Here is a 23,646-nt window from a genome sequence, read left to right as displayed (position 1 = left end):
GAGAGATTCCCGTGCGTGTAGACGGCGGGCGGGCAGTGCAGCAGTCTATAAAAAACATCAGGAGACAACGATGAGACAGTTGAATGTGCAGGCATTCGCCGATGGCGCACGGTTTGGCGCCTTACACGCCACTATCCTGCTGATCTGTACGCTGATCATCGTCGCCGACGGCTATGATCTCGCGATTATGGGCGCGGCCCTGCCGTCAGTCATGAAGGACCTGCACGTCGCACCGACCCAGGCCGGCATGATGGTGAGTGCGGGTTTCGTTGGACTGATGATCGGCGCAATTGCGGCAGGGATGCTGGCAGACCGCGTTGGTCGCAGAAAGACGATAGCCGTCTGCGTGGGCCTCTTCAGTATCGTGACGGCGTGTACCGGCCTCGTCCACGATGCCGCGCTGTTCGGCATTGTCCGCTTCGTGGCCGGCATAGGAATTGGTGGCGTCATGCCGTGCGTCGTGGCTCACGTCGCGGAGTTTGCTCCGCGAAAGTATCGGGCGACCATGGTGACCGTGTCGTTCAGTGGTTTTGCGATTGGCGGAATGTTGGCAGCGGTCCTTGGCAATACGATGATAGAAGCGCATGGCTGGCGGTCGGTATTCTTCGTCGCGGCATTGCCTCTCCTCGTCGTTCCGTTTGTGATTGGATTGCTGCCTGAGTCGATCGCGCATCTGGTCAGGGCCCATCGGGTAGTCGAATTGCGCGCTATCGTGCGCCACCTGGATCCCCGCTTCGACATGCAGCCCGACGATGGCTTTGACGTTCCAGCTCGCAGGAATGGGGCGCCCGTGCACGACGATGTCTCTGTTGCCCTCCTGTTCAGCGATGGCCGTCTGTCCAGCACGATCATGTTGTGGCTTGCTTCGTTCATGTGCGTGTTCGTCATCTACGGACTGGCGTCGTGGCTCGCGAAGATGATGACCAATGCCGGCTACAGCCTCACGTCGGCATTGAATCTTCTGCTTGCGTTGAATGTCGGCGCTCTCCTCGGCGGCGTTTCCGCCGGCCTGCTCGCCGATCGATTTTCGATCAAGGCGGTCCTGTGCGCGTTCTACCTGCTCGCCTCCATTGCGATCCTCATATCGGGCAGCAACGCTCCGGTCACCTGGCTTTACGTCGCGACAGGCCTTCTTGGTGCCTCGACCTATGGTGGTCAGATGCTGACCTATGCGTATGCCGCACAGTTTTACCCGCCCGCCATCCGCTCCTCGGGGGTGGGGTGGGTCACCGGGGTGGGAAGACTGGGTGCGATACTCGCGCCAATCGCGTTCGGAGCACTGATGGCGCTGCAGCTGCCCCGCTATCAGAACTTTCTGCTCATTGCGATTCCGATGTTCATCGCGGCGGCCGTGGTGACCCTGATCGGTCACGGCCGCTCGAGCGGAAAGGGGAGTGCCAGCGACACCCACGCGTACGACGGATCGAGTTCCCGATAGGCGTTGGCCTCTGAGCCAGCGCCACTTCACCAACTCGTTACGACAAATCCACCACTGAAGACCGGCAGGGCAGAGCATCTAAAATAATTAACACTACAAAATAAACGCAAAAATTCAAGCCATCTATATCAAGTGGCGTCGACAAAGGAAAAAGGAGACGAGATGAAGAGAAAGTGGATCACGGCGGCCGCGTTGGTTGCTATGGAGAGTGCAGCACACGCGCAGTCGTCGGTGACGCTTTATGGTGCCCTTGATTCGGGATTGCTGTATCAAAGCACGTCGGCAGCTTCGTTCTCACCGAAGGCGCCTAACACCGGAAAGGTATTCGCGTTCAAGGATGGCGGCGTTTATTCGAGCATCTGGGGTCTTAAAGGCACTGAAGATATCGGCGGCGGCTACAAGGTCAACTTCAGGCTGCAGGGGTCGTTCAATAGCGGTACCGGAAAGGTAGGATTGGCCAGCGCGCCGGGTGCCACCGCGGTCTTCAATCAGCAAACGACGGTAGGCGTGTCGGGTCCGTTCGGCACCTTCGACGCGGGCCGGCAGATCACTCCGATGATCTATGCGATGTATGAAACTGACGTACGGGGCGCTCAATATTTCGGCAGTATCTTGACCGCGTGGCTTGGCATGAACCAGGCCGCGGGTTGGCCGGGCACCAGTACAAATGGCCCGATTGGCGCACTGTGGGACGACAACGCATTGGTTTACCAGTCACCGAAGTTCTATGGCGCATCCGTCGCGCTGGAGTATGCCCCCGGCGGCGTAGCAGGCCAGTTTCAAGGCGGAACGCGCGAGTCCGCCGTGCTGAAGTACGCGAACTACGGCCTCAACCTGGCCGCTGCGTACTACAACGGGCACGATACGAACCCTTCTGCCACAACTGTCCCGACTGGATTGAACAATAACCGCTTTTACTATCTGGGTGCGATGTATACGTTTCACGATTTTTCCGTGTCGACGTCATACGGCATCGGCAAGAATCCCGCGAACAGTGGTCACGTCAACTATGAGATGGTCTCCGCGGGTCTGGGCTACAGGTTCACTCCGGCCCTCAGGGTGACATCGGACTTCTATTACCTGAAGGACCGCAACAATTCGACGAACCACTCGGATGAATTCTCGGCGAGCGCCGAATATAGCCTCTCCAAGAGCACCCTCGCCTACGCGCAGGTCGGATACGTCAACAACAAGGGCACCATGAATCAGACGATCGTATACGGTCAGCCTGTTGCGCCGGGCGTGTCGACCACCGCAGCTATGATCGGCATCCGTCACACGTTCTGATCCCGCAGATCACTGCGAGCACTCGATCATCTCAGGCGGCGAAACCACTATTCTGTCTGGCTTCAAACCCAAAAATCCTCCTGGCGCGATCGACGATGGGCTTATCAACCAGCTTGCCATCCACGGCAAACGCGCCCTCAGGGTGCTCGCTGCAAGCGGCCAATACCCGTGCGGCCCAGCGCCGCTCTTCCTCGCTTGGAGCGAACCCGCGATTCACCGGGTCCACCTGCCTGGGGTGAATACAAAGCTTTCCGGTGAACCCAAAGCGCCGCGCAGTCGCAACCTGCTCAGTGAGCCGCTCGAGGTTGTCGAGTTCCAATGTCACGCCATCCACTGGCGCGGCCAACCCCGCATAGCGCGATTCGATCACCATTTGCGAGCGCACGTAATCCAGTTCGACGCCCAGCCCTTCAATCCCGGCATCGCCACAGAAATCAACTGTACCGAATGCAAGGCGCGCAACGGAGGGCACCGCGGCAATCTCGCGCATTGCCACCACGCCCGCGACGGTCTCGATCAGCGCCACGATCCTGACCTGCGACGGCAACCGTGCGGCAACATCGGCGAGTTGCGGCGCACTGTCGGACTTCGGCACCATCACGACCGCAGCGCCGGCGCGACTAACCATCGCCACGTCCGCTGCATGCCAGGGCGTGCCCACCGCATTCACGCGAACGATCAGCCGCGAGCGGTCCGCGGTCATCAGCCAGCGCTGCAAGCCCTCGCGTGCATGTTCCTTGGCGGCCGGTGCGACCGCGTCTTCCAGATCGATCACCACCGCGTCGGCGCCCGTGTCGAGCGCCTTCATGAAGCGCTCGGGCCGGTCGCCCGGAACGAACAGATAACTGCGTGCGTCCATGCTGCTCTCCTTCAGAAGCACGTGGCTTGATGCTGCCTAGTTCGCGTGCCAGTCGAGTTGAAACGTTTCGGAATAGCTGTAGCGATCCGCCGGGTGAACACTGATCGTCAGCTCCACCAGTTGCCCGCGCCGGTTCAGATATCTGCGGCACAACCACAGCGCCGGTGAGCGCGCCTTCGCGTTCAAACGCTGCGCAAGTTTCGCTGGCATCGCGATCGCGCGGATTTCCTGCTGCACTTCAGTGATCTGCTCGCCAAACTGCTTTTCGATCAGCGTGTAGATCGGCACGTGGGTTCGGCCGCTCAAGCCCGCTAATGACCGGAACGCCGGGTGGATGTACACCTCGGTGTGGCAGATCGGCTCGACGCTGCCGGGAGAATGGCGGATACCTTCGGCCAGCAGCCACGTTTCGCCCGGCTTCGCGTTGAGCCGCTCGCGCAGTTCCGCATCGTCGATATCAATGGTTTGCGTCGACGCAATCTCCAGCTCGGTATCGGCCGTATAACGCTGCAGATCGCTCAGACGCTCCATCACCTGACGGTACGCGGTCTCGCTCTGCGTCGCCTTTACGCGGGTGCCGATGCCGGGCCGCCGGTCGACGAGGCCACGCTGTTCGAGTTGCTTGATCGCTTGCCGCACCGTGAAGCGGCTGGCGCCGAACTGCTCGCATAACTCGAATTCGGTGGGCAGCAGAGCGCCGACAGGAAACCGGCCGCCCTGAATCTCGTTGAGGAGCGTCTGTGCCAGCTGCATGTAGCGCGGCTGTTGCCCAAGGACTGTCGTTGTGGCCATCTCGATGTGCAATGAAGTGAAGGAGCGGGCGGTGACCCGCCCGGCCTTATTGCACCACACCCGCCTCCCGCAGCAAAGCAATCCTTTCTGCCCCATAGCCCAACTCGTCGAGCAGACGCTGCGTATCCTGACCGATATCCGGCGCGGCGCGCATCGGCAGCGGCTCGTCGACCCGTACCGGCGCGGCGACGCCGCGAATCTTGCCGAAGCGCGGATGCTCGGCACTCACCACGCATTCGCGCTCGGCAACGAACGGATTCTCCAGCGCCTCCTGAACGTCTAACACCGGCGCGGCCGGCACGCGACCACCGAAACGTTCGAGCCATTGCGCGGTGGTCGCCGTCGACAGCACCGCGTCCAGTTCGGTCTGCACCAGATCGCGATTTGCCAGACGCGCCTGAAAGTTGGAGAAGCGCGGGTCGGTGACCCACGACGGTTTGTCGACCACTTCCGCCAGCACGCTCCAGAACTTCTCCTTATTGCACATCAGGAAGATCCAGCCATCCTGCGTCTTGTACAACTGACTCGGAGTGAGCGACGGGTGCGACGAGCGGTTCTCGCGCCCTGTCACCACGCCGCCGTTCAGATACCACGTCGCGACATAGGCGAGGTTATGCAGCGCGACATCGAAGAGGCTCACGTCGATATCGCGCCCCTTGCCGGAGGTCTTCGCATCGACGAGACCGGCCAGCAGCGCCATCGCCGCGGTCGTGCCGGTCATCAGATCGATGATCGACAAACCGAAACGTGCCGGCGGACTATCGGGCTCACCTGTCACCGACAGATAACCCGCCTCGGCCTGCATCAGATAGTCGTAGCCGGGCCACGCCGCGCGGCTGCCGGTACGGCCATATGCGGACAGATGCGCGCAGACGATCTTCGGGTTCGCCTCGCACAACTGGTCATAGGTGACGCCGAGTTTCACCGGCAGATCGCCGCGCAGATTATTGAACACGGCGTCGCTTTTCGCGACGAGGTCGAGCAGTACCGCACGCGCTTCGGGCTTCTTCAGATCGAGCGTCAAGCTGCACTTGTTGCGATTGAAGGCTTCGAAAAAATGGCTATCGCCTTCGCCGAAGAAATACGGACCGACCGCTCGGCCCACATCGCCGCCATTGCCCGGATGCTCGATCTTGATGATCTCCGCGCCGAGGTCCGCGAGATGCTGGGTCGCGAACGGCCCAGCGCCGTATTGTTCGATGGCGAGCACGCGCACGCCGGAAAGGGGCAGACTCATACCGGACTCCGTTCGATCAGCTGTTTGGCGATGATGATGCGTTGCATCTCGTTGGTGCCTTCGCCGATCACCAGCAGTGGCGCATCGCGGTACAGTCGCTCGACGTTGTATTCCTTCGAATAACCGTAGGCGCCGTGAATGCGCATGGCTTCGATGCTGTTTTCCAGCGCGGCTTCGGTGCCGAAGTATTTCGCCATGCCGGCTTCCATATCGCAGCGCTCGCCGCGGTCATACTTCTGCGCGGCGGCGTCCACCAGCAGGCGGCCGGCTTCGACGCGCGTTGCCATTTCGCCGAGCTTCAACTGAATCGCCTGGTGCTCGCAGATCGGCTTGCCGAAGGTCTTGCGTTGCTGGGAATAACTGACCGATTCTTCGAGCGCCGCTTGCGCAATACCGACGCCACGCGCGGCCACATTGATGCGCCCGAGTTCGAGTCCGCCGAGTATCTGCTGCAAGCCTTTGCCTTCCACACCGCCGATCAATGCATCGGCCGGGACGTGAAAATCAGTGAACGACAACTCACAGGTATCGATGCCTTTGTAGCCGAGCTTTTCGAGCTGGCGACTGACTTCGAAGCCCGGTCCCTTCTGCACCAGCAGCAGGCTCATACCGCGATGACGCGGTTCCGTCGTGGGGTCCGTTTTCACCAGCAGCGCAAGTGTATTGCCGTACTTGCTATTGGTGATCCAGGTCTTGTTACCGTTCACGACGTACTCGTCTCCGACACGTTTTGCCGTAGTGCGGATCGCTTGCAGATCGGTGCCGCAATCCGGCTCCGTGAGACCGATGCCGCCACGCCATTCGCCAGTGGCAAACTTCGGCAGGTATTTGCTTTTCTGCTCGGGCGTGCCGTTGCGTTGCACCAGCATGGCGAGAATCAGATGTGAGTTGATGATGCCGCTGATCGACATCCACACGCGCGCGATCCGCGTGATGATCTGCGCGTACGTGCGAGTCGACAAACCGAGGCCACCGTACTCGGGATCGATGATGCAGCCGAACAGGCCCATCTCCTTCATCTTCTCGACGATCTCTTGGGGGTAAATGTCGTCGTGATCGAATTTGTGCACATAGGGCCGCACTTCGGTTTCGAGGAAGCGGTCCAGCATGTCGAGAATCAGTTGATCGTTGTCCAGCGTGTCGAGTTCGGTGGCGGTCATGATGACGTCCTTGAAGATTCGGTGGATCCGGCGAGCGTATCGGCGAGTGCGCGCGACGGGCGTTCGTCGAGTTGCAAAACGGCCTGGGCGATCTGTTCAGCGGCACTACGGGATACCGTGCGCTGAGCGTTCGCATAGAACTTGGTGACGATGTCGTCGTTGCTGACGGGGCGGTCGGCGCAGCCACGATTGATCGCCTCGCGATGCGCGACGCGCGTGCCGTCGCTGCGTTCCACCACGACTTCGCCGGTGTAGTGGCGTGGGAAGGTCGTATCAGGATCGATTTCGTAGTCGACGCGTGCGGCCAGCGCCAGCACGGCGGGATCAGCGAGTGCGGCCGGTTCGAGTTCGTCGAGCGTGAAGCGGCCTTTGAGCAGCGCGGTGGCGACGATGTACGGCACGCTGAATTGCGCGTCGTAGCTGGTCACTGGTCTGCGCTTCGGCTCAACAGGTTCGCAGACGATCTCGACTGTCTCACGCGGCACCTTTGCGACTACACGCTTGATCGAGTCGAGCGAGGCCGCGGAAAAACGGTGCTCGCGATGCAACGCGATGGCTGCATCGGCCACCGCGTGCGTGAAGTGGCACGCGGGCAGGGGCTTGATCGCGACTTCGTCGATTTGCCACGCGCTGCCGAGTCCTTCGATCGCAAGCTGCTGGTCGGCGGCGTCGAGCGGCTTGCCCAGGTGACTGGCGTACAAACCGAAGCGTCCTTCGTAGGCCGAACCCGGACCGGTGAAACCGTGCTTCGCGAGCGTGGCGGCGGTGATGCCGGACGCGGCAGCGAAACCAGGATGGGCGCGTTTGGTCCAAGCGCCGTCTTCGAGGAATTCGAGGCTGCCGGCGGCCATCGATAGAACGATGCCTTGCGCGTGAGCAGCCTGAAGCTCATCCAGATGCAGCAAACGCGCCGCGGCGACCGCGCAACCGAACGCGCCGACCAGTCCCGTCGGATGAAAGCCGGCCTGATGAAAGCCACCCTTCGCGGCCGACGCAATGCGAGTCGATACTTCCATCGCGACGATATAGGCGCTGAGCAAATCGGCGCCGCTCATCCCGTCACGGTCGGCGAGCGCCAGGACGCAGGGCAATGCGCTGGTCGTCGAATGAATCACGCCGCGAGAATGCGTGTCGTCGAAATCGAGGCCGTGAATCAGCACGCCATTCATCACTGCGGCATCGCGCAGAGCGAGACGCCGCCCAAAGCCGATCACCGGCGAGCTGCCGCTACCAAGCTCCGAGAATGCCGCGAGCGATACATCGGCATATGGATAGCCGCGCGATGCCAGCGCGATGCCGACGGCGTCCAGTATCAGGTGCTTGGCACGCGTCTGCACGGCGCGCGGAATATCGCGCAGTTGCAGGCTCAACGCGAAGCGCGCGTATTGATCGGAGAGCGTGACGGATGGATTGAGCGAAGTCATGTCGATTTATCCTTGCTGCGTAGCGGGCATCGGCTCGGAACCGGTGTCGAGGCTCGGCGAGATCTGCTCGAGCGCATGCTGGTTGGTCTCGACACGCAGCAACAGAATGCCGACCACCAGCAACGCGAGCACGCCGCTGACCATCGCCAGCACGCCGGCGACGCCAAAAGAGTTGTAGAGCAGCACCGCGAAATAGGGCGTCGTCATTGAGGCAGCGCGTCCGCATACGCCCGCCGTTCCGGTACCGCGCAAGCGCAACTCGGTGGGAAACAGTTCGGGAATGTAGGCAAAGAGGCCGAGCGTCGCGACTGTGTAGATGCACGTGATCAGAACAAAGCCGACCAGGCTGATGGCCCAGCCCGCGTGCATCGTCGGATAGACGAAGCCTACTGCGATAGTCGCGACCGCGAAGATCACGAGGCCCCGCGCACGGCCGAGGCGGTCAGCGCACAGAAAGCCGATCACCGCGCCGCCCGGCGCGCCGAACGCCATCAAGGTCGTGAAGCCGAGCGACTGCACGATGGTCAGCCCTTCCTTCACGAAGAAGGTCGGCAGCCACGCGACAAAGCCGTACACGGAAATGTTCACCGCGACTGCCGTTAAGGCGGCGACCAGCGTGCGACCGAGCATCGCGTGCGAGAACAAGGCGGAGAAGGGCGCTTTCGGTACTTCAAGACTTTCGGTGCGACCGACCGGTGGCAACGGCCCCTTTTGCCGCTGCACCTGCTGCTCGATCGCCGAGACCGTCGCCTCGGCTTCTTCGGCGCGTCCCACGGATTCGAGCCAGCGCGGCGATTCAGGCATGCGATGCCGCAGGACCCACACGATGATCGCGCCGACGCCCGCAATCGCGAACATATAGCGCCAGCCGAGAAGCGGGATGACGACGTAACCCACCGCGGTCGACACCAGCAAGCCGGAGTTGATGATGAACGCAAGCAACGCGGTCCACCTTCCGCGTGAAGCAGGCGGAATGAATTCGCACAAGGTCCCGGCTGCGACCACGAGTTCGGCGCCAAGGCCGATGCCCATGATTAGCCGCAAGGCGATGAGCCAGGTCATGTTCGGGACGAAACAGGCGGCGATCGACGCGATGCCGAAAATCAGCAGATTGGTCTGATACGACGAACGGCGCCCGAAACGGTCGCCAAGATAGCCGGCGAAACCGGCGCCGATCAGCATGCCGAAAAAGGTCACCGAGATGAACAGCGCATTCAGCTTCAGATCGGAGAAGCCGGACTTGACCATTGCGCCGAGCGCGCCAGCGGCGAGATAGATGTCGAAGGCGTCGAGAAAGGCCCCGGCGCTGATGAGCCCTAGAACCTTCCAGTGGAAGGACGCGATAGGCAGGCGATCGAGTCGCGCGCCCGAATTGACGATACCGATAGCCACCTTTGTCTCCTTGGTGTGCATGCGGCTCTGCTTGCGCTTGCCGCATGGCGGCGCGTTGTTCGGGCGCCGCCGGGATTCGCACGCCGCCTGCTCTTGCTGACAGGTTGGCGCCGTGTGCTGCTGTTTGTTTTGTCTGACTGCACGAGTTGTGGGCTCGGTATCGCAGCGATTCGAGCCGTGCAGGCGTGTCAGTCGCCTACGCCATTTCCACGCGTCGGCACCAGAGCGCTACGCACAAAGTCCATGATCGGCGTGCCGTCCTGCTTGAACGCGCGGGTCTGCACAGTGACGATGCCTTGCCCCGGACGGGATTTCGATTCGCGCTTTTCGAGTACTTCGGATTCCGCGTAGATCGTATCGCCGCAAAACACTGGCGCGGTGAGGCGGATCTCTTTCCAGCCGAGGTTGGCAATCGCCTTGCCGCTGACGTCGTTCACCGAGAGCCCCAGCACCACGGCGACCGTTAGACCGCTATTGACGAGCAGGCGGCCGAACTCGCTTTTGGCGGCGTAGGCAGCGTCGCAATGCATCGGATGGAAGTTCATCGTCAGCAGTGAGAAGTGGATGTTGTCGGCTTCCGTGATCGTGCGCCCGGGCCGGTGTTCGTAGATGTCGCCTACCTGAAAATCTTCGAGGTAGCGGCCGTAGCTGGCGCGGATGCGGGTCTTTACTGCGACGTCGGACTCCATGTCTGTCTCCTGTTCTGAATGGTTTGTACGGGTTTGTGTGTTTGTCCGTACAAAGTATGAATTCAGTATTGTCGGCAGGGTAGTGAAAGTCAAGGGCTGATTTGGAAGGGAGGCTGAAATCGCCTTCAAGAGGGCCGCTGAGCCACGCGTGGACTACGTTGGAAGGTTTACCCTCGGTGGCAGCTGAGTGCCGTCTGCCAGCGCCCCGAGGCTTGATATCGCCTTTAGGCCCTTTTCCACAAGGCGGCGCGCGCTGGCGAGGCCCAAGCTCGAAGCAGCGTTCGCCATCTTGCGACGGCTTAAATATCGCTAAAGCAACTGGATCGCTTCCCGGTGTAACTGATCTCTCGGCGGCCTCGAAATCACCGAAAGTCGCTCGGTTACGTGTACTTGTTTTATTTGCGCGCGCTCAGCCAGTTCATTCAACTCGTTCGCGACCGTAGCCGGTTGGGGTAGTCGATTTCTATTCCCGCATTCAGCTGCCTATTCAAAGTTGCACTGAATTTCTTCGTCCATGCGGCGTATTAATCCCGATGCCGTTGATCGGTGACATCGTAATGGCGCCTTTCAATGGACCGAGAGATCTTGCTCGAATCTCCAACTGCCGCCACTTACGTTTGGACAAAATTCGCGTACTCCTGCGCATGATTGCGATCGAAGCGCGGTTGGAGATGCGCCCTCAAACGGTGCATCGCCGGTGGCCAGACGCTGCCCACGGATTCGCTGCCCAAAGTACGAGACTTTTCCTTGGGGTCGAAGTGAGAAATCTGACGATCGTCCAATCCTATTATCATCATGAGAAAGCAGGGATGTTTTCGATGCGGCAAATTATTAGAAAGATTCTTACTATTTGTCCGAAAAGTACTATTTCTTCTGGGGAAGAACGGGCATTGCGGGTACGATTTACCCCGGTCACGGCGAGCGTGCGAAGAATTTGCCGGGCGATTGCAGTAGCTCTGCCCGTCCGGTGAAACGTTTGCGCGAGGCGCAGCAGTAGGGTCCAGGCAGTAATGGGTGTCGTAGTCACGTCGTCTCCCCATCGTTTTTTAAACGTTGTATGACGCGCGAATCCGCTCGCCGTAGCGATCGGTGACGCTCGTCCGCTGGACTGGCGCGTTTAATCGAGCGTCCCCTTGAGCCGTTCAATCAGGATTTAAGTCGACTCCAAGATATGTAAGAAGATTTTTTACATAATTAGGATCGCGAATCAAGTAGAAACATCTATAAGCATTCACTCATTCGAAACCTAAAAAAACCAATATCTGGGTTTTTTATCGACAATGGAAAATATTTGGCCATGGTAAAACGACGTCAATTTATTGGTGGGCTGGCAGCCCTTGGTGGAAGTTATCTTTTGAGCGCTTGTGGTGGAGGCTCGGAAGACAGCGGCAGCGGCGCTCCTGGATCTGCTGTCAGCAAAGCAACGGTACGTGCAAGTGCCGCATCCGCTAGCGGCACGTCGATGCCGCCGGCAGCTTCGATTACAGACAGCACGGGAGCCGTGTGGACGCTGTCGGGCGGGGTGGTATATCAAAACGGCGCAAAAGCGGGGAACAACTACAATGTGAAGCTCGCGCTGTGGTACGCGGGGAGCATTTATCACGAAAACACGAGCGGTCAGTTCTATCAATGGAACGGCTCGACATGGCTGAGCTGCATCGATCCGCGCGTGGGCAGCGTTTCTGCGGACGGCACCACGCTACCTTCTGCGCCGTACATTATTGATAAGTCGGGCGCGAAGTGGACCCTCGTTAATGGTGTTATCTACAAGAACGGCGCTGTCGTCGGTACCAATTTCAACGTGTCGCTCGTCGTCTGGTACGGCGGCAAGATCTACCATTGCAACACGGCTGGTCACTTTTACGCGAATGCAGAGGTGGCCGCTCAATGGCTGGCGTGCACGGATCCGCGCATCGCGGTTGCTCCGGCTGCAGGTTGCTTCTACGGTATGAATGGCCACTTCGACTACACGTACTCGCCATCGCAACTGGCCTCGATACTGAAGGGGATGGGCTGCACCAGCTACCGTGTCGGCTGCACGTCCGACCCGGCCCAGATAAATGCTGTAGCCAAACTGGCGCAAACTTTCCAATCGGCTGGGATCACGCTGATTGTATTGATTAACCAGGGTCTCTACGACAGCAGCGGCAAACTGTTCAGCGGCGAGTCGACCGCTTACAGCGCTGGCTACACGGCAGGCTCAGCAGTTGCACGTGCGCTAATGGCGTATGGCGTGACCATCTACGAATGCGGCAATGAGCTGACACGGGACGGCGCCATCATTCTGGATTCCACCAACGCAGGAACGAAGGCTCTCGATTTCAACAATACGAACTGGCCGGTCATGCGAGGCGTTATGCGTGGCATGATTGACGGGGTGAAATCGGTTCAGCCTTCCGCGAAGTGCGGTATCAATTTCTGCGTGAACGATGTTGGCGCAGCCGACGCGTTGTGGGAAGGCACTCAACCGAACGGCAGCAGCGGCTATCCCACGGTGCGCTGGGACGTCACTACCTGGCACAATTACGAGGTCTACGGCGATATCTTCAACATCGGCACCGACGGCGCCGGCCCGGGCTTCGATCTGCCGACGTATTGCAAGGCCAGATATGGTGTGCCTTTCATCATCACCGAGTGGAACACGGGTCCGGAACAAACCCAGGCTTATCGGGCGAGCTACATCACCGCACAGCTGGGCAAGTACTATCAGGCGAGAAAGACTCACAACATCCAGTCCGTGATGTACTACGTACTCGATAGCGGAAATAATACCTTCGGCATCATGCTGAACGGCTCGCAAATCAATCCGTCGTACAGTGCATTTACGAGCTTTACTAGTGGCAATCCGGATAAGTAAGCCGGCAAGCGTTTGATTGCATCGTATGTCTGGTCTCCTCTTGAATGGCTTGGAGGAGACCAGGTGTATTCGTTGGCCGCCACGGTGTTCGCTATCTAAGCGAATTCCAACAGCCCGTCGATATCAGTTTCATCAAACTGAGCGATGATCGCCTCCGAATCGTTGACACCAATCCCGACCGCTACCGTTCCATCATGAACCGCTAGCCCGCAACAGAACTCCACGCCATACTCTTTCCAGTAGAACGGTTCAGAGATCGCAACATTCCAGCCCCGATCGAAATAGACGAATCTGTGTTTATAAAGATGTCTCTTCCCTCGACTGCGCTCATGTACGATACACAGCCAACCATCCTTCCACTGGACTAGTTGAGAGGATCCCAGCAGATCTTTCGGTACCTTCAATGGCTTCCGAAGCGACACTGTCGCGCCACGCTCGCTGATTTCGACGATTGTCAGCGGATTCATTGTGTGTATCGCATAAAGCTTCCCGTCGGAAACGAAAGGCATCCAGTTTTTCTCCCGACTTGAACCAAATGGCGACTCGATAAGATAGCTTTCCACCACACTGCTTCCTGATATTTTCTGAAGAGCCATCGTGTTAGTGTCGTCCGAATTGCTGCGCGCGCTACCCAGGCACCACAAATTCTTTTTCCAGAAAAAAGTTCGTAAATCTTCGAATCCGTCGCCTCCAGCTGATGCGTGTCGGAAAGCAGCGTCTTCCAGAGAGCTCATACTTAAGATACCAAGACTCGTGGACAGGTTGCCAATGTAGTTTATGGTGTCGTAGCCTTCACCATGCAGCCTTACGCCGCCGCTCTCCAATAATTCATAATTGACAGATCTAACAATGACGGCATAACCTTCCCCATCAAAACACAGTGATGGATTACAAGGTCGGTACTCGCCAGGAATCTTCATCGAAACGAACTTCGGGCGAAGCGTATCGAATAGCGTGATTTCCCGAGGACGCTCAGCAACATATCTATATAGCAAGGTCTTAAAGCGTCGCGGAACCAGGTTGGAAGCTAGCATTCAGGTCTTTCTCCTGCGCACGGTTTTTATGAGGCAGAAATCGCTAAACAACCGGCTTTTCAACCGCGCCCCGGTGACCCTCAACGGTTTCAAAAAACTGCCCGTAGCGTTGACGACAGGCATTCCAGCCGAATTCGTCGATAGCCAGGCGGTTGCCCGCGTCGCGAGCAATCGCGGGCCACGACTCGCTCACCGAGCGAACAATCTTCGGGAGCTCCGCAATGTCATCGAACAGAATGACATTGTCGAACTTCCTGGCAGCCCACACCATAAATGGCGTCGAGCGCGAGATCAGCAACTTCACGCGTCCGATTGCCTCGAAAAACGCGCCACTCACCAGCATTGAATCGGCCGCATGTGGCAGGATCAGCACGTCGCTATCGACAATGCTCTGGGCAAACTCTGCGTCGGATAGAAATTTGGCGTCGAGGCGCACGACGTCCTGAAGCGATCGCTTGTCGATGATTTCATTCAGCCTCGCGAGGTAGGCTTCCGTGCCGTGCCCGGCGATATGTAGCTTGCACTCGCTCGGCCAGACATCGAGCAAAGCATCAATCTGCTTGTATGGGCGAATCACGCCGAGCAACGAATACAGTGGCGTCGTGTCATCTTTTTTAGGCGCGGTGGGAGCCTGTCCCGGCGCATCCCAATAGAGTGGATGCGGCAGATATTGCGCGTTGTATTGCGCCTGGAAATCCGGCGCGTGGACCACGCAAAAGTCTGCCAGGCGGCGTACGAAGGCAATAATCCGAACCGACAGACGCCTGTTGAAGCCGCTCGTATCGTGGACCGCATGATCGTGCACAAAATAGACGACTTTCGCCCGCCCTATCAACATGAGCGAGCAATAGAATGCGAAGAGCAGGGACCCCGGTATGCTCAGTTGTGCTGGGCCTTTGTCTCGTTTGAATGGCCGGTACTCAAGCCAATGAAAAGCGAGAATATTGTCCGGTTTGAATAATTGGAAGAATCCACCCTTCAGCAAACCCTTGATGGAAAGCGGCACGACGTCATAACCGATCGAGCTATAGAGATCTTTCTGAATTTGTATATACCGATTCGTTGGGTTGGTGAATGGACACATCATCACCCGGGGCCGCGGTCCCTCCGCTACATTGTTGCCAATCATGCCGCATTCTCCGCTGGTAGTTTGCGTCATATATACCTCTCCGGTTGAGTCGAAGGTCGCAAAGACATCCGCTCTAGCGCATCGTTCTTCCAGAAGGCGGTCTCGGTGGCCTTCGCTCAATTCAGCAGTTTTCCCCACTCGAAGTCAATGCTGTCAGGCGTAAATGGCAGCACGCCAGCGCCTGGCGTGAAGGTAAGCTCGCCGAAGTAAACCTCGTTATCCGGAGCATATAGGTCCACGCGAACATAGTCGAAGTCTTCGCATAGAATCATCGCAGCGTCCAGCACTGATTCCAGGTTCTTCGGGCGCGGAGCGGGCGTGGCGCTCCGTTTGTAGCGGCCGATGGCTACATCGAGATGGTTCCAGTCGACGTCGTACACATCGCCGTGCGTCGCGCTCCCGAACCTGTCGGATATCACCAGTATGTAGATGATGGGACGCCCCGGCCGGCCGCCAAAACAATGCAATTTGTAATCGGCCGGTATCTGGCCGGATTGGTCCAGAAGCAGGTGCTCAAAAAAGATACGCGGCTTGATCGCGCGGTAATGCCTCTCGCGTGCGATGTAGTAGAAGTCGGTGGACAACCACTTCGCGGCGAGAAGTTGCAGTTTTTTGAAAGAGGTCTCGGACTTGTTTCTAACAACCTCGACGAAGCTGCTGCCGTGGTTTGCCTTCATTACAAAGGCACATGGGAGCGCGTCGAAGACCTCACGCGTCAGCGCATCCGGCGCCGAAATCAACGGTATGAGATATTTATCTCCTATCTTGGACGCAACATACTCCCTTACCGACAGTTTGTCGGTCAAGCTGATATAGCGGGGATCGGGTCTGAGGTTTCGTTGCAGGATCTTTTCGTTGAAGGTAGCAGGGCGGAGAAGATTCGGATAGCGGCCAATGCACTTGTGATGCAGCAGACTCAGGAATACGGAATCCGGCAGCATGCATTTCGCTGCCTCCTTGAGCCGGCCGACTACGGAAGCCGGCAACTGCGTCGGCTGATACAGATCTCCCGGCGCGAGGCTCACGTCTTCGTGCGCGAAGTTTTCAGATGATTGCGCTTCCCTGTGCCTTGCCGTAGATGTGGCGGTTTCCTGGTCGAACTGTGCGGACTTTGTGGTCGTCATGTTGCAATCCGTGGTTGGTGCGGTCGCGAACCTGCAGTCCAAAAATCAGGGCGCTTATCGCAAGACTTCAGTCGCGGTATCGCAGCCATCTTCGGGCGTCAACCATCGCTCTTCCGATTCGATGTGCTGCTGCGTGCGGAATTGCGTGGGTGACATGCCGTATCGCTCCTTGAACAGGCGACCGAGTCGATTGCCGTCACCCATTCCGCAGCGTCTCGCGATTTTGTCGACAGGCAAATCGGAACTTCTTAGCATCGTGCAGACAAAGTCAAAGCGCGTGCGCAACAGATACTCGAGCGGTGTCAAGCCGAACTCGCATTTAAAGCGACGCTGAAAATTGCGTTTGCTCATTGCTGCGAATTCGGCTGCCTTGGCCACGGAGATGGCCTTGCTATAGTTCTCCTTGATCCAGCGTCCCGACTCGCGGATTTTCTCGGTTGTTGTGGTCATGCTCGCATCGTCCAGTTCCGGCTTGTTCTGGTCGACGTAATTCGTTTGCAATACACGGGCGATCTTTCGCGCGGTGACTGAATTCAGATCTCGCTCGATCTGCGCAAGTGCCAGGTCGGCAGGCGTCACGCTGCTGCTGCTTGCATCGCCGCAGCGTTCAAAGAGAAAGACGGGCACTGTTGATTGCGACCGGTTCTTGCAAACCACGGTCAGATTCGCGCCATGCGGCATACCAAAAGATGCGATCGAACCCTGGCGCGAGATCCACGAAAGAAAGCGATCGTTGGGCTCCATGGTTTCAGTGGCGTCACGACAGACCACAAAGAACGCGTGGAAATCGGCCAGGCTATATCGTTCGAGACTGTGCGTCCAGATCAGGATGTTAGATGAACTGGTCACCAGGCCGCCTTCGTCGGACAGCACTGAGAGCCTATAAGGAGGCTCGTCGCCTCCCGCTCTTTTGAACTCGTTGGCGAGCCGGAAAGCATCCCCGATAGCTCCAGCGGTCAACATGGAACAGTTGTGGAAAATCAGAAGACCGATGTGCTTGACAGCTTTCATGCCATTCTGACGTTCATTGACGCACGACGTAAGAAAATCGGTGGAAGTCATCACGCTCATTTCTCCAAACACACGAAACATGCTAGGTAGGAGATTAGCCGATCGAAATTGGTGAAACGAGTTTGGCCGGTATTCCAGGTGTTTTGGCGTAATTGTCATGATCGGAGAAGTTGTTACCTTGAGATGTGTAGAAAAATGCGTTAATAGCCAATACAATCAGAAACTTTTTCCGCATCCAATAACCTAAGATCGCTCGATCCGACCGTCGGTTGATGACCTTCTAGCCTGCTGGCAAGGGGCGCAGCGAGCTGCGGGCGTTCAAACACGCGTTTGCACTGGCTGAACTGTCACTAAGGTTCTGTTACAGGTCGCGACGCGATGTACAACTCTGTTACAGCAGTTACAGATCGCAACAACGCTTTCCGAATTGGCCAAATCGTAATGCGTTCAACTTAATCGGCCATTAACACCCGAATTTATGCCGTCGTCGATATGACGCGTCTTTTGCGGCTATGCTTCACCGCAACATGCATAGATAAATTCGCGCTGGCGATTCGTCGAATTTCGAATTTGTCCGCCGGGTAATTTGCTGTAAAACGCCGTCTAGCCGCTGTGGCAAGCACATAACAATTACCTTTTCCAAGACCGCTGAAGGCCTTGGTGCTTAAGCATTCGTGATGCCACGAAAGCAAGCGCGCGATTGCGCGAAGCTATGCTTTCCATGGCAACGCTTTCTCACGAAGTCTCTGCGCAGCTAGAGGCTGACGTCGTCGATATCAGGTAGCCCAACATACATATCCGCCTGTTCGGGACACAGAGTGGTGCGTTGTTAGCAATGCACAGTGCAGTCCGTTTTTGAGTTGGACTACGAATCATGTAGTAACGCGATGAGATAGGAGTGTCGTATGCATGCAACTGATCGTCGCGTCGCCTGCAGAAAGGCGGCGTTTCTGGGCGGCTTGCGCAAGCCGCTGGCGAAAGGCCACAGGCCGTACTGCACTGCGTCGCCCAGGGAGTCCTGACCACGACTCTTCGACCCAACCTGAACCAGCACGTCACTCCGAGGTGCCGCCGGTCATGCCACATCTAACGTTCGGCGGCGGTTTCAGATCACGAACTGGTGGTGCAGCAGAGCAGTAACGAGTCATTACTCTGCCCATCAAACATGGAAGGATCAAACCAGTGGATTACTACCCTTCAAATTCGCTCTCTCCCATTGCCAGCACGGAGCGTGGTCAACTCAGCGCTGGCGGAATGCTCACGCTGATGCGGGATCACATTTGGGAAATCGTGGTTACGGCTGTCATAGTGCTAACGCTGGCGGAGGCTTATCTGCTCATTGCGCCGCCAATCTACTCGGCCGACGTGCTGGTGCGTGTCGACCCGCCGGAACCGAATGCGCTCGGCCTCGCCTTGCAAAATCAGGAAGCGCTTCCGCCGCCTGCGCCGTCGCCGGTGACTGAGATGGCCGTGATGCGCAGCCGCTCGGTACTGGAACCGGTCATTGAGAGATTCCGCTTTGACGTGTCGGTGAAGCCGCACACGATTCCATTGCTGGCGGACATCGCCGAGAAATTTGCCACTCCGGGGGAGCCGTCAGCGCCATGGCTCAGACTGAAGTCTTTTGCGTGGGGCGGAGAGCGCGTTCAGATCGGATCGCTGGATGTGCCGCAGGACCTCGAGGAAGAGAAATTGACGCTGGTCGCCCTCGCAGGGGGTGCATACGAATTGCTTGGTCCGTCGGATCAGTTGCTTGTAAAGGGCGTAGTGGGCAAGGCGGTCCAGCAAAATGAAGTTTCCATACTTGTTAAGCAGTTGGACGCGCGTCCGGGCACTAAATTTCAGGTGATTCGCTGGAATTCGCTCGACGCAATAAAGCGGTTTGGAGAACTGGTGAAGGTTGGCGACAAGGTAAAGGACTCCGGCCTTCTTCAGATCGAGTATGAGGATAAGAGTCCGGATAAGGCGACCGAAGTCGCCAATGCGCTGGCCGACCAGTACCTTGCTTATGCAGTTGCCGCCCGGCAACTCAATGACACGACCACGCTAGCGTTCATTAACCGCGAGCTTCCCCGTTTGCTGGCGGACCTTAGAAAGTCCGAGGATGCGCTCAAGCATTTCCGTGGCGCGGCGCGGTCCATGCAGCCGACCAACGAAGCACAGGCTTATCTTCAGGGCGGGCTGGACCTTGACAAGCAGATAGCGGGCCTGCAGATACAGCGTACCCAACTTCTGGAGCGCTATACCGCGGATAGCCGCTGGGTACAGAGTGCCGACCGGCAAATTGCGCAATTGCAGGATGCGAAGGCGCAATTCGACAGCCATTTCAATGGCATGCCGTCGTCCGAGCGTCAGAGCGTCGATCTTCTTCGCGCGCAGAGAGTTGCGGAAGCGATCTACCTCGGGATGGTCCAGAAAGCCGAGCAGTTGCAGGTCCGGCGTGCCAGTACATCGGGCGGCGCGCATATCGTCGACGCCGCGATCAGGCCTCATCGTCCGGCGAGACCACAGCCTGCAATCGTGCTTTCGGGCGGTTTGGCACTGGGACTTCTGTCCGGGGTCGTGCTGGTCTTCATGCGCCGCCATGTGATGACCGGAGTGACTGACCCGAGGTACGTGGAAAATCGCATGAGCGTGCCGGTCTTCGGCGAGATCCTGTTCAGTCAGCATCAGTTGTTACTCGACCGCTACGGCGCGGGCGCCGGCCGCAAATCTCTGCCAGGCGTGAGTGGACGTAGCAATCTGCCATTTCCGCGAAGCGCCGCCGATATTCAGCTTCCTGACGGTGCGGCCGGAATGTTTGTAGCACCGTCTCCTGGTGCCGAGAACACGAGAGTCCTTGCTGCGCGTTTTCCGCACGACACATCGGTCGAGGCACTTCGTGCCGTGCGCACAGCGGTGGCGCGCGACCTTGCGCATGCACGCAATAACCTTCTGATGGTGATCGGGCCGACGCCTTCAGCGGGAAAGAGCTTTGTTGCGGCGAACCTCGCGATCCTGCACGCGGAGATCGGCGCGCGCGTCCTCCTGATAGACGCCGATATGCGCCGAGGCCACCTCGCCGCGTTATTCGGCGAAAGTAACCGGGAAGGTCTTTCGGAGGTGCTTTCGGGGCGGCTCGGTTTGCGTAAGGCATTGCGCCCGACAAGTATCGACGGTTTGACGTTCCTGTCGTGCGGCATACGACCGGAGAACCCCGCGGCGTTGCTCATGGGGCTCCACTTCAAAGAGCTATTGGAGCGAGTCGCCAGCCAGTTCGACATGGTAATCATCGATACGCCGCCATTTCTCGCAGTCACGGACGCTTCCATCATCGCAAGTGAAGCAGGCTCATCCTTACTCGTTCTGCGCTCGGGGATGCAGAGCGAGCAGGAAATTGCGGACACAGTCAAGAAGATGGAACGCGCCGAAGGACGCATTGCCGGTGCCATCTTCAATGGCATTCCGCTTAAGCGAAGCACGCGAAATTATGGCTACGTGACGAACTATGCCAGCGATTTAGGTGATCTCGAAGCAACGCATTGATAGCACACGCCGCACGAAACTTGCGGGCAGATGTTTCGCGACGCCGCCAAACGGAGAAGACGATGCGCTTTGCAATCAACGGAAAGTTCACCTCACAGACAGTCACGGGTGTTCAACGTGTGGCTTATGAACTCACCCGGGCCATGCAAATGAGCGCAACGCCTGGGGACGAACCGGACGTCTTCGTGCCTCAAAACGTGGTGGAACCTGGCGCGCAGCTCAAGCGGAAACGATGCTTCCCATGGCTGCGTGGCACGCTTTGGGAGCAGATTACGCTGCCCATTGCGGCGAGAGGAATGATGCTCCTCAACCTGTGCAACACCAATCCGATTTTCAAGCGCGGGCAGGTCGTGATGGTTCATGACATGGCGATCTACGATGTTCCGCAAGGCTTCTCGAGGAAGTTCCGGCTTTGGTATCGCATTTGTTTCGCCATGTTGCCGCGAATGGCGCCGCTGATTCTGACGGTCTCGACCTACTCGAAGAAGCGGATCTGTTTTCACCTGAAGGTGGATGAGTCGCGTGTCACGGTCGTCACGCCTGGCGCGGATCATCTGGACCGGGTCGTATCGGACCCGGCAGTCATGAGGCGTCTGGAACTTGTAAGAGACGCTTATTGCGTCATCGTCGGCAGCCTTGATCCACGAAAGAATCTGCAACGTGTTCTGGAAGCGACCGATAAGCTCGGACATCTGAAGGACGTGAAGTTCGTCATTGTTGGCGGCCGCAATAAACGTGTCTTCAGCGGCGAGAATATGGCGTTGCGGACTTGTCCCAGCCAGATTGTGTGGGCGGGGTTTGTGTCGGATGGCGAATTGAAATCGCTCTATGAGAATGCGGCATGCCTGGTTTTTCCGTCCTTATACGAGGGATTTGGATTACCGCCTCTCGAAGCCATGTACTGCGGCTGCCCGGTGATCGCCTCTTCGCGGACCTCGATGCCGGAAGCGTGTGGCGACGCCGCCATGTACTGCGACGCGACGTCGGCGGACGATATCGCGGCGAAGATTTCCCAGATGATGGCTGACACGGAACTGCGGCAGCGTTACCGAACAATGGGCGTGACGCATGCGCGCGAGTTTCGCTGGGAATATTCAGCGCGGAAAGTACTTCAGCTTCTGTACGGCCATGCCGGCGAGCAGCTGTCGGATCTGGCGCCTGGCGCGTCGGCGAGTTAATCCATGTTTGTGGCCAGACGCAAGCACCGGGTCATGAGTATTGCCGCCAGGCGGCGCGCGTTGCGCACACTCGCGGCACTCGCGGGAGCGGCGATGCCGCTCGCGCGTGGCAAGACTGCGTCGGCATTGACGCCCGAGTCGGGGTCTGCGGGAGATCGTGGCCGCAGGATCACGGAGTTGATCGGTTCGAATGGCTGGGCGGGAGCGCCCGGCGATGTTCAGATGTGGCGCGCAATGGGGATCAGTTGGGGGCGAAGTTCGGTCGGCCCTGGCCAGCCGGATGGGCCAGAAGACGTGATGCGCATCGACAAAACCAGCTCCGCGTTCGATAGCGACCTGCCGCCGGCGTTGATCGCGAATCAGCGCAATGGGATCGGCTCGCTCCTGCAGCTCGGTTACACGCCGACGTGGAACGCGAGTGTGCCGGGTGACGCCAATTCGGCGCCGGTGGACGTGGAGGTGTGGACGCGATATGTCGATGCAGTAGTGCGCAAGTATTCCGCGCCGCCTTATAACCTGCGCTATTTCCAGATATGGAACGAGGCAGCGGGCAAGTTGTCGGGCGGGCTGGCTCAGGCAACCTTCTGGCATGGCGCGGATGCCGACGGGAACGTAAAGAGTTCGAAACCGTACGAGCGTGCAATGCAGGACTACGTCGAACGCATCCATATTCCGGCGGCCCGCGTTATCCGTCGTTACCGCGCGTACGTCGTCTACGGTGGATGGCCGGACCAGGGCGGCCTCGACAACTTCAGGACATGGCTTGAGTACAGGAGCCCGGTGTTGAAGGAACGGATGCTGGATTGGGTCGATTACATCGACACGCATTATCTCCCCGTCGCCGACCTGGATTCCCTGTATCAGCAGTACGTCAGGAACGGGCCCGCACGAGGCATCTGGCAAACCGAAATCGGCGACGCGTACATGAAGGACCCGCACTACCTGCCACGCTATTTCTTCGACTTCGCCGTGTGGGCACTCGACAGAAACTGGGACGATTCGAACAAATATCTGTCGATGGTCTATCACTGGGATGGGTACGAGCCTTTCCGTCTGACGCATCGCGGTCCGCCGAAGCGGACTTACAACGTATCCGGCCGAAGCCTGGTCGTGCTGAATCAGACCGCGAGCGGATCCCTGGCACGCTTTTCGAAACCGTTGCAGTTCGATCGAGGAGCTTCTGGAAGTGCGTTGCTCTCCGGCCATGACGTCGTGATGCAGGTAAGCGCGGATCCGGGTTGGCAAAGCGTCACCGTAGGGGGGCTTAAAGCGCCGTCTTCACGCAACGCACGGGTGGAGTTTATCGACGCGCTGACAGGTACGGTGAGTGCTCGTGATGACGTTGCCGTGGCATGGAACGACGAAGCCCTCAAGGTTCGCTTCAAGGTGCCGGATCGCGTCAATGGGGCCGATAACAAGCCGCCTAAGCACCTTGCGTATGTCGTTGTGCGTGGAATTGCGTAGTGAGCGAGCATTGCCTTAGTTACACGGTCGTCGAGTTTCGACTGAT

General features: G+C 58.3%; 17 protein-coding genes. 6 read left to right on the top strand and 11 right to left on the bottom strand.

Going from position 1 to position 23,646, the window contains the following annotated elements; genetic code table 11:
• The first annotated feature begins 85 nt into the window (after nucleotides 1–85).
• On the top strand, nucleotides 86–1,438 hold the full coding sequence (locus tag PQR27_RS30515; RefSeq protein ID WP_408527293.1) for an MFS transporter: 1,353 nt from the start codon (nucleotides 86–88) through the stop codon (nucleotides 1,436–1,438).
• Nucleotides 1,439–1,600: 162 nt separating this feature from the next.
• Nucleotides 1,601–2,725 carry a porin gene (locus tag PQR27_RS30510; RefSeq protein WP_408527292.1) on the top strand — a complete coding sequence of 375 codons (1,125 nt, stop codon included), beginning with the start codon at nucleotides 1,601–1,603 and terminating at the stop codon, nucleotides 2,723–2,725.
• A 31-nt stretch (nucleotides 2,726–2,756) separates the two neighbouring features.
• Here PQR27_RS30510 and PQR27_RS30505 read toward each other — a convergent pair whose 3' ends face one another.
• The 7 genes from PQR27_RS30505 to PQR27_RS30475 all read right to left on the bottom strand — a co-directional run bounded on the left by PQR27_RS30505 (nucleotide 2,757) and on the right by PQR27_RS30475 (nucleotide 10,278).
• Nucleotides 2,757–3,584, bottom strand: a complete 828-nt coding sequence (locus tag PQR27_RS30505; protein ID WP_408527291.1) for an HpcH/HpaI aldolase/citrate lyase family protein — start codon at nucleotides 3,582–3,584, stop codon at nucleotides 2,757–2,759.
• 36 nt (nucleotides 3,585–3,620) lie between these two features.
• The gene (locus PQR27_RS30500) at nucleotides 3,621–4,376 is read right to left on the bottom strand and encodes a GntR family transcriptional regulator (protein WP_408527290.1); all 756 of its coding nucleotides are present in this window, start codon (nucleotides 4,374–4,376) and stop codon (nucleotides 3,621–3,623) included.
• A 46-nt stretch (nucleotides 4,377–4,422) separates the two neighbouring features.
• Nucleotides 4,423–5,613: a CaiB/BaiF CoA transferase family protein gene (locus PQR27_RS30495; RefSeq protein ID WP_408527289.1), complete on the bottom strand. Its 1,191-nt coding sequence runs from the start codon at nucleotides 5,611–5,613 to the stop codon at nucleotides 4,423–4,425.
• Nucleotides 5,610–6,773 (bottom strand): acyl-CoA dehydrogenase family protein, encoded by a 1,164-nt coding sequence (locus PQR27_RS30490; protein WP_408527288.1) that lies wholly within the window; start codon nucleotides 6,771–6,773, stop codon nucleotides 5,610–5,612. Before PQR27_RS30490 ends, PQR27_RS30495 begins: the two co-directional genes overlap by 4 nt.
• A complete protein-coding gene (locus PQR27_RS30485; protein ID WP_408527287.1) occupies nucleotides 6,770–8,197 on the bottom strand; it encodes an MmgE/PrpD family protein in 1,428 nt (475 codons plus the stop codon). The genes PQR27_RS30490 and PQR27_RS30485 overlap by 4 nt, the downstream gene beginning before the upstream one ends.
• A gap of 6 nt (nucleotides 8,198–8,203) precedes the next feature.
• Nucleotides 8,204–9,610, bottom strand: coding sequence for an MFS transporter (locus PQR27_RS30480; protein WP_408527286.1), 1,407 nt, complete (start codon nucleotides 9,608–9,610; stop codon nucleotides 8,204–8,206).
• A 167-nt stretch (nucleotides 9,611–9,777) separates the two neighbouring features.
• Nucleotides 9,778–10,278, bottom strand: coding sequence for a MaoC family dehydratase (locus PQR27_RS30475; protein WP_408527285.1), 501 nt, complete (start codon nucleotides 10,276–10,278; stop codon nucleotides 9,778–9,780).
• A 1,297-nt stretch (nucleotides 10,279–11,575) separates the two neighbouring features.
• Here PQR27_RS30475 and PQR27_RS30470 point away from each other — a divergent pair.
• Nucleotides 11,576–13,135, top strand: coding sequence for a hypothetical protein (locus PQR27_RS30470; RefSeq protein ID WP_408527284.1), 1,560 nt, complete (start codon nucleotides 11,576–11,578; stop codon nucleotides 13,133–13,135).
• Between the two features lie 95 nt (nucleotides 13,136–13,230).
• Here PQR27_RS30470 and PQR27_RS30465 read toward each other — a convergent pair whose 3' ends face one another.
• From PQR27_RS30465 to PQR27_RS30450, 4 genes are all read right to left on the bottom strand, one after another.
• Nucleotides 13,231–14,169, bottom strand: coding sequence for a hypothetical protein (locus tag PQR27_RS30465; RefSeq protein ID WP_408527283.1), 939 nt, complete (start codon nucleotides 14,167–14,169; stop codon nucleotides 13,231–13,233).
• A 43-nt stretch (nucleotides 14,170–14,212) separates the two neighbouring features.
• Nucleotides 14,213–15,328 carry a glycosyltransferase family protein gene (locus tag PQR27_RS30460; protein WP_408527282.1) on the bottom strand — a complete coding sequence of 372 codons (1,116 nt, stop codon included), beginning with the start codon at nucleotides 15,326–15,328 and terminating at the stop codon, nucleotides 14,213–14,215.
• A gap of 86 nt (nucleotides 15,329–15,414) precedes the next feature.
• Nucleotides 15,415–16,422, bottom strand: a complete 1,008-nt coding sequence (locus tag PQR27_RS30455) for an ATP-grasp fold amidoligase family protein (protein ID WP_408527281.1) — start codon at nucleotides 16,420–16,422, stop codon at nucleotides 15,415–15,417.
• Nucleotides 16,423–16,476: 54 nt separating this feature from the next.
• The gene (locus PQR27_RS30450) at nucleotides 16,477–17,385 is read right to left on the bottom strand and encodes a helix-turn-helix domain-containing protein (protein ID WP_408528356.1); all 909 of its coding nucleotides are present in this window, start codon (nucleotides 17,383–17,385) and stop codon (nucleotides 16,477–16,479) included.
• A gap of 1,230 nt (nucleotides 17,386–18,615) precedes the next feature.
• On the opposite strand from PQR27_RS30450, the gene PQR27_RS30445 reads away from it, so the two are divergent.
• From PQR27_RS30445 to PQR27_RS30435, 3 genes are all read left to right on the top strand, one after another.
• Nucleotides 18,616–20,958, top strand: a complete 2,343-nt coding sequence (locus PQR27_RS30445) for a polysaccharide biosynthesis tyrosine autokinase (protein WP_408527280.1) — start codon at nucleotides 18,616–18,618, stop codon at nucleotides 20,956–20,958.
• Between the two features lie 62 nt (nucleotides 20,959–21,020).
• The gene (locus PQR27_RS30440; RefSeq protein ID WP_408527279.1) at nucleotides 21,021–22,136 is read left to right on the top strand and encodes a glycosyltransferase family 4 protein; all 1,116 of its coding nucleotides are present in this window, start codon (nucleotides 21,021–21,023) and stop codon (nucleotides 22,134–22,136) included.
• A 3-nt stretch (nucleotides 22,137–22,139) separates the two neighbouring features.
• Nucleotides 22,140–23,600, top strand: coding sequence for a hypothetical protein (locus tag PQR27_RS30435; protein ID WP_408527278.1), 1,461 nt, complete (start codon nucleotides 22,140–22,142; stop codon nucleotides 23,598–23,600).
• The last annotated feature ends 46 nt before the right edge of the window (nucleotides 23,601–23,646 follow it).

Source organism: Paraburkholderia fungorum, from assembly GCF_046027215.1.
Taxonomy (GTDB): Bacteria; Pseudomonadota; Gammaproteobacteria; order Burkholderiales; family Burkholderiaceae; genus Paraburkholderia; species Paraburkholderia fungorum_D.
This window is presented reverse-complemented; position numbering and strand designations above follow the sequence as displayed.

Coding starts and splice junctions, on each gene's coding strand:
- PQR27_RS30505 (WP_408527291.1), bottom strand. CDS start 3,584: ATGGACGCACGCAGTTATCTGTTCGTTCCGGGCGACCGGCCCGAGCGC.
- PQR27_RS30455 (WP_408527281.1), bottom strand. CDS start 16,422: ATGACGACCACAAAGTCCGCACAGTTCGACCAGGAAACCGCCACATCT.
- PQR27_RS30450 (WP_408528356.1), bottom strand. CDS start 17,385: ATGTTGACCGCTGGAGCTATCGGGGATGCTTTCCGGCTCGCCAACGAG.
- PQR27_RS30460 (WP_408527282.1), bottom strand. CDS start 15,328: ATGACGCAAACTACCAGCGGAGAATGCGGCATGATTGGCAACAATGTA.
- PQR27_RS30490 (WP_408527288.1), bottom strand. CDS start 6,773: ATGACCGCCACCGAACTCGACACGCTGGACAACGATCAACTGATTCTC.
- PQR27_RS30495 (WP_408527289.1), bottom strand. CDS start 5,613: ATGAGTCTGCCCCTTTCCGGCGTGCGCGTGCTCGCCATCGAACAATAC.
- PQR27_RS30500 (WP_408527290.1), bottom strand. CDS start 4,376: ATGGCCACAACGACAGTCCTTGGGCAACAGCCGCGCTACATGCAGCTG.
- PQR27_RS30440 (WP_408527279.1), top strand. CDS start 21,021: ATGCGCTTTGCAATCAACGGAAAGTTCACCTCACAGACAGTCACGGGT.
- PQR27_RS30485 (WP_408527287.1), bottom strand. CDS start 8,197: ATGACTTCGCTCAATCCATCCGTCACGCTCTCCGATCAATACGCGCGC.
- PQR27_RS30465 (WP_408527283.1), bottom strand. CDS start 14,169: ATGCTAGCTTCCAACCTGGTTCCGCGACGCTTTAAGACCTTGCTATAT.
- PQR27_RS30470 (WP_408527284.1), top strand. CDS start 11,576: ATGGTAAAACGACGTCAATTTATTGGTGGGCTGGCAGCCCTTGGTGGA.
- PQR27_RS30475 (WP_408527285.1), bottom strand. CDS start 10,278: ATGGAGTCCGACGTCGCAGTAAAGACCCGCATCCGCGCCAGCTACGGC.
- PQR27_RS30435 (WP_408527278.1), top strand. CDS start 22,140: ATGTTTGTGGCCAGACGCAAGCACCGGGTCATGAGTATTGCCGCCAGG.
- PQR27_RS30480 (WP_408527286.1), bottom strand. CDS start 9,610: ATGCACACCAAGGAGACAAAGGTGGCTATCGGTATCGTCAATTCGGGC.
- PQR27_RS30510 (WP_408527292.1), top strand. CDS start 1,601: ATGAAGAGAAAGTGGATCACGGCGGCCGCGTTGGTTGCTATGGAGAGT.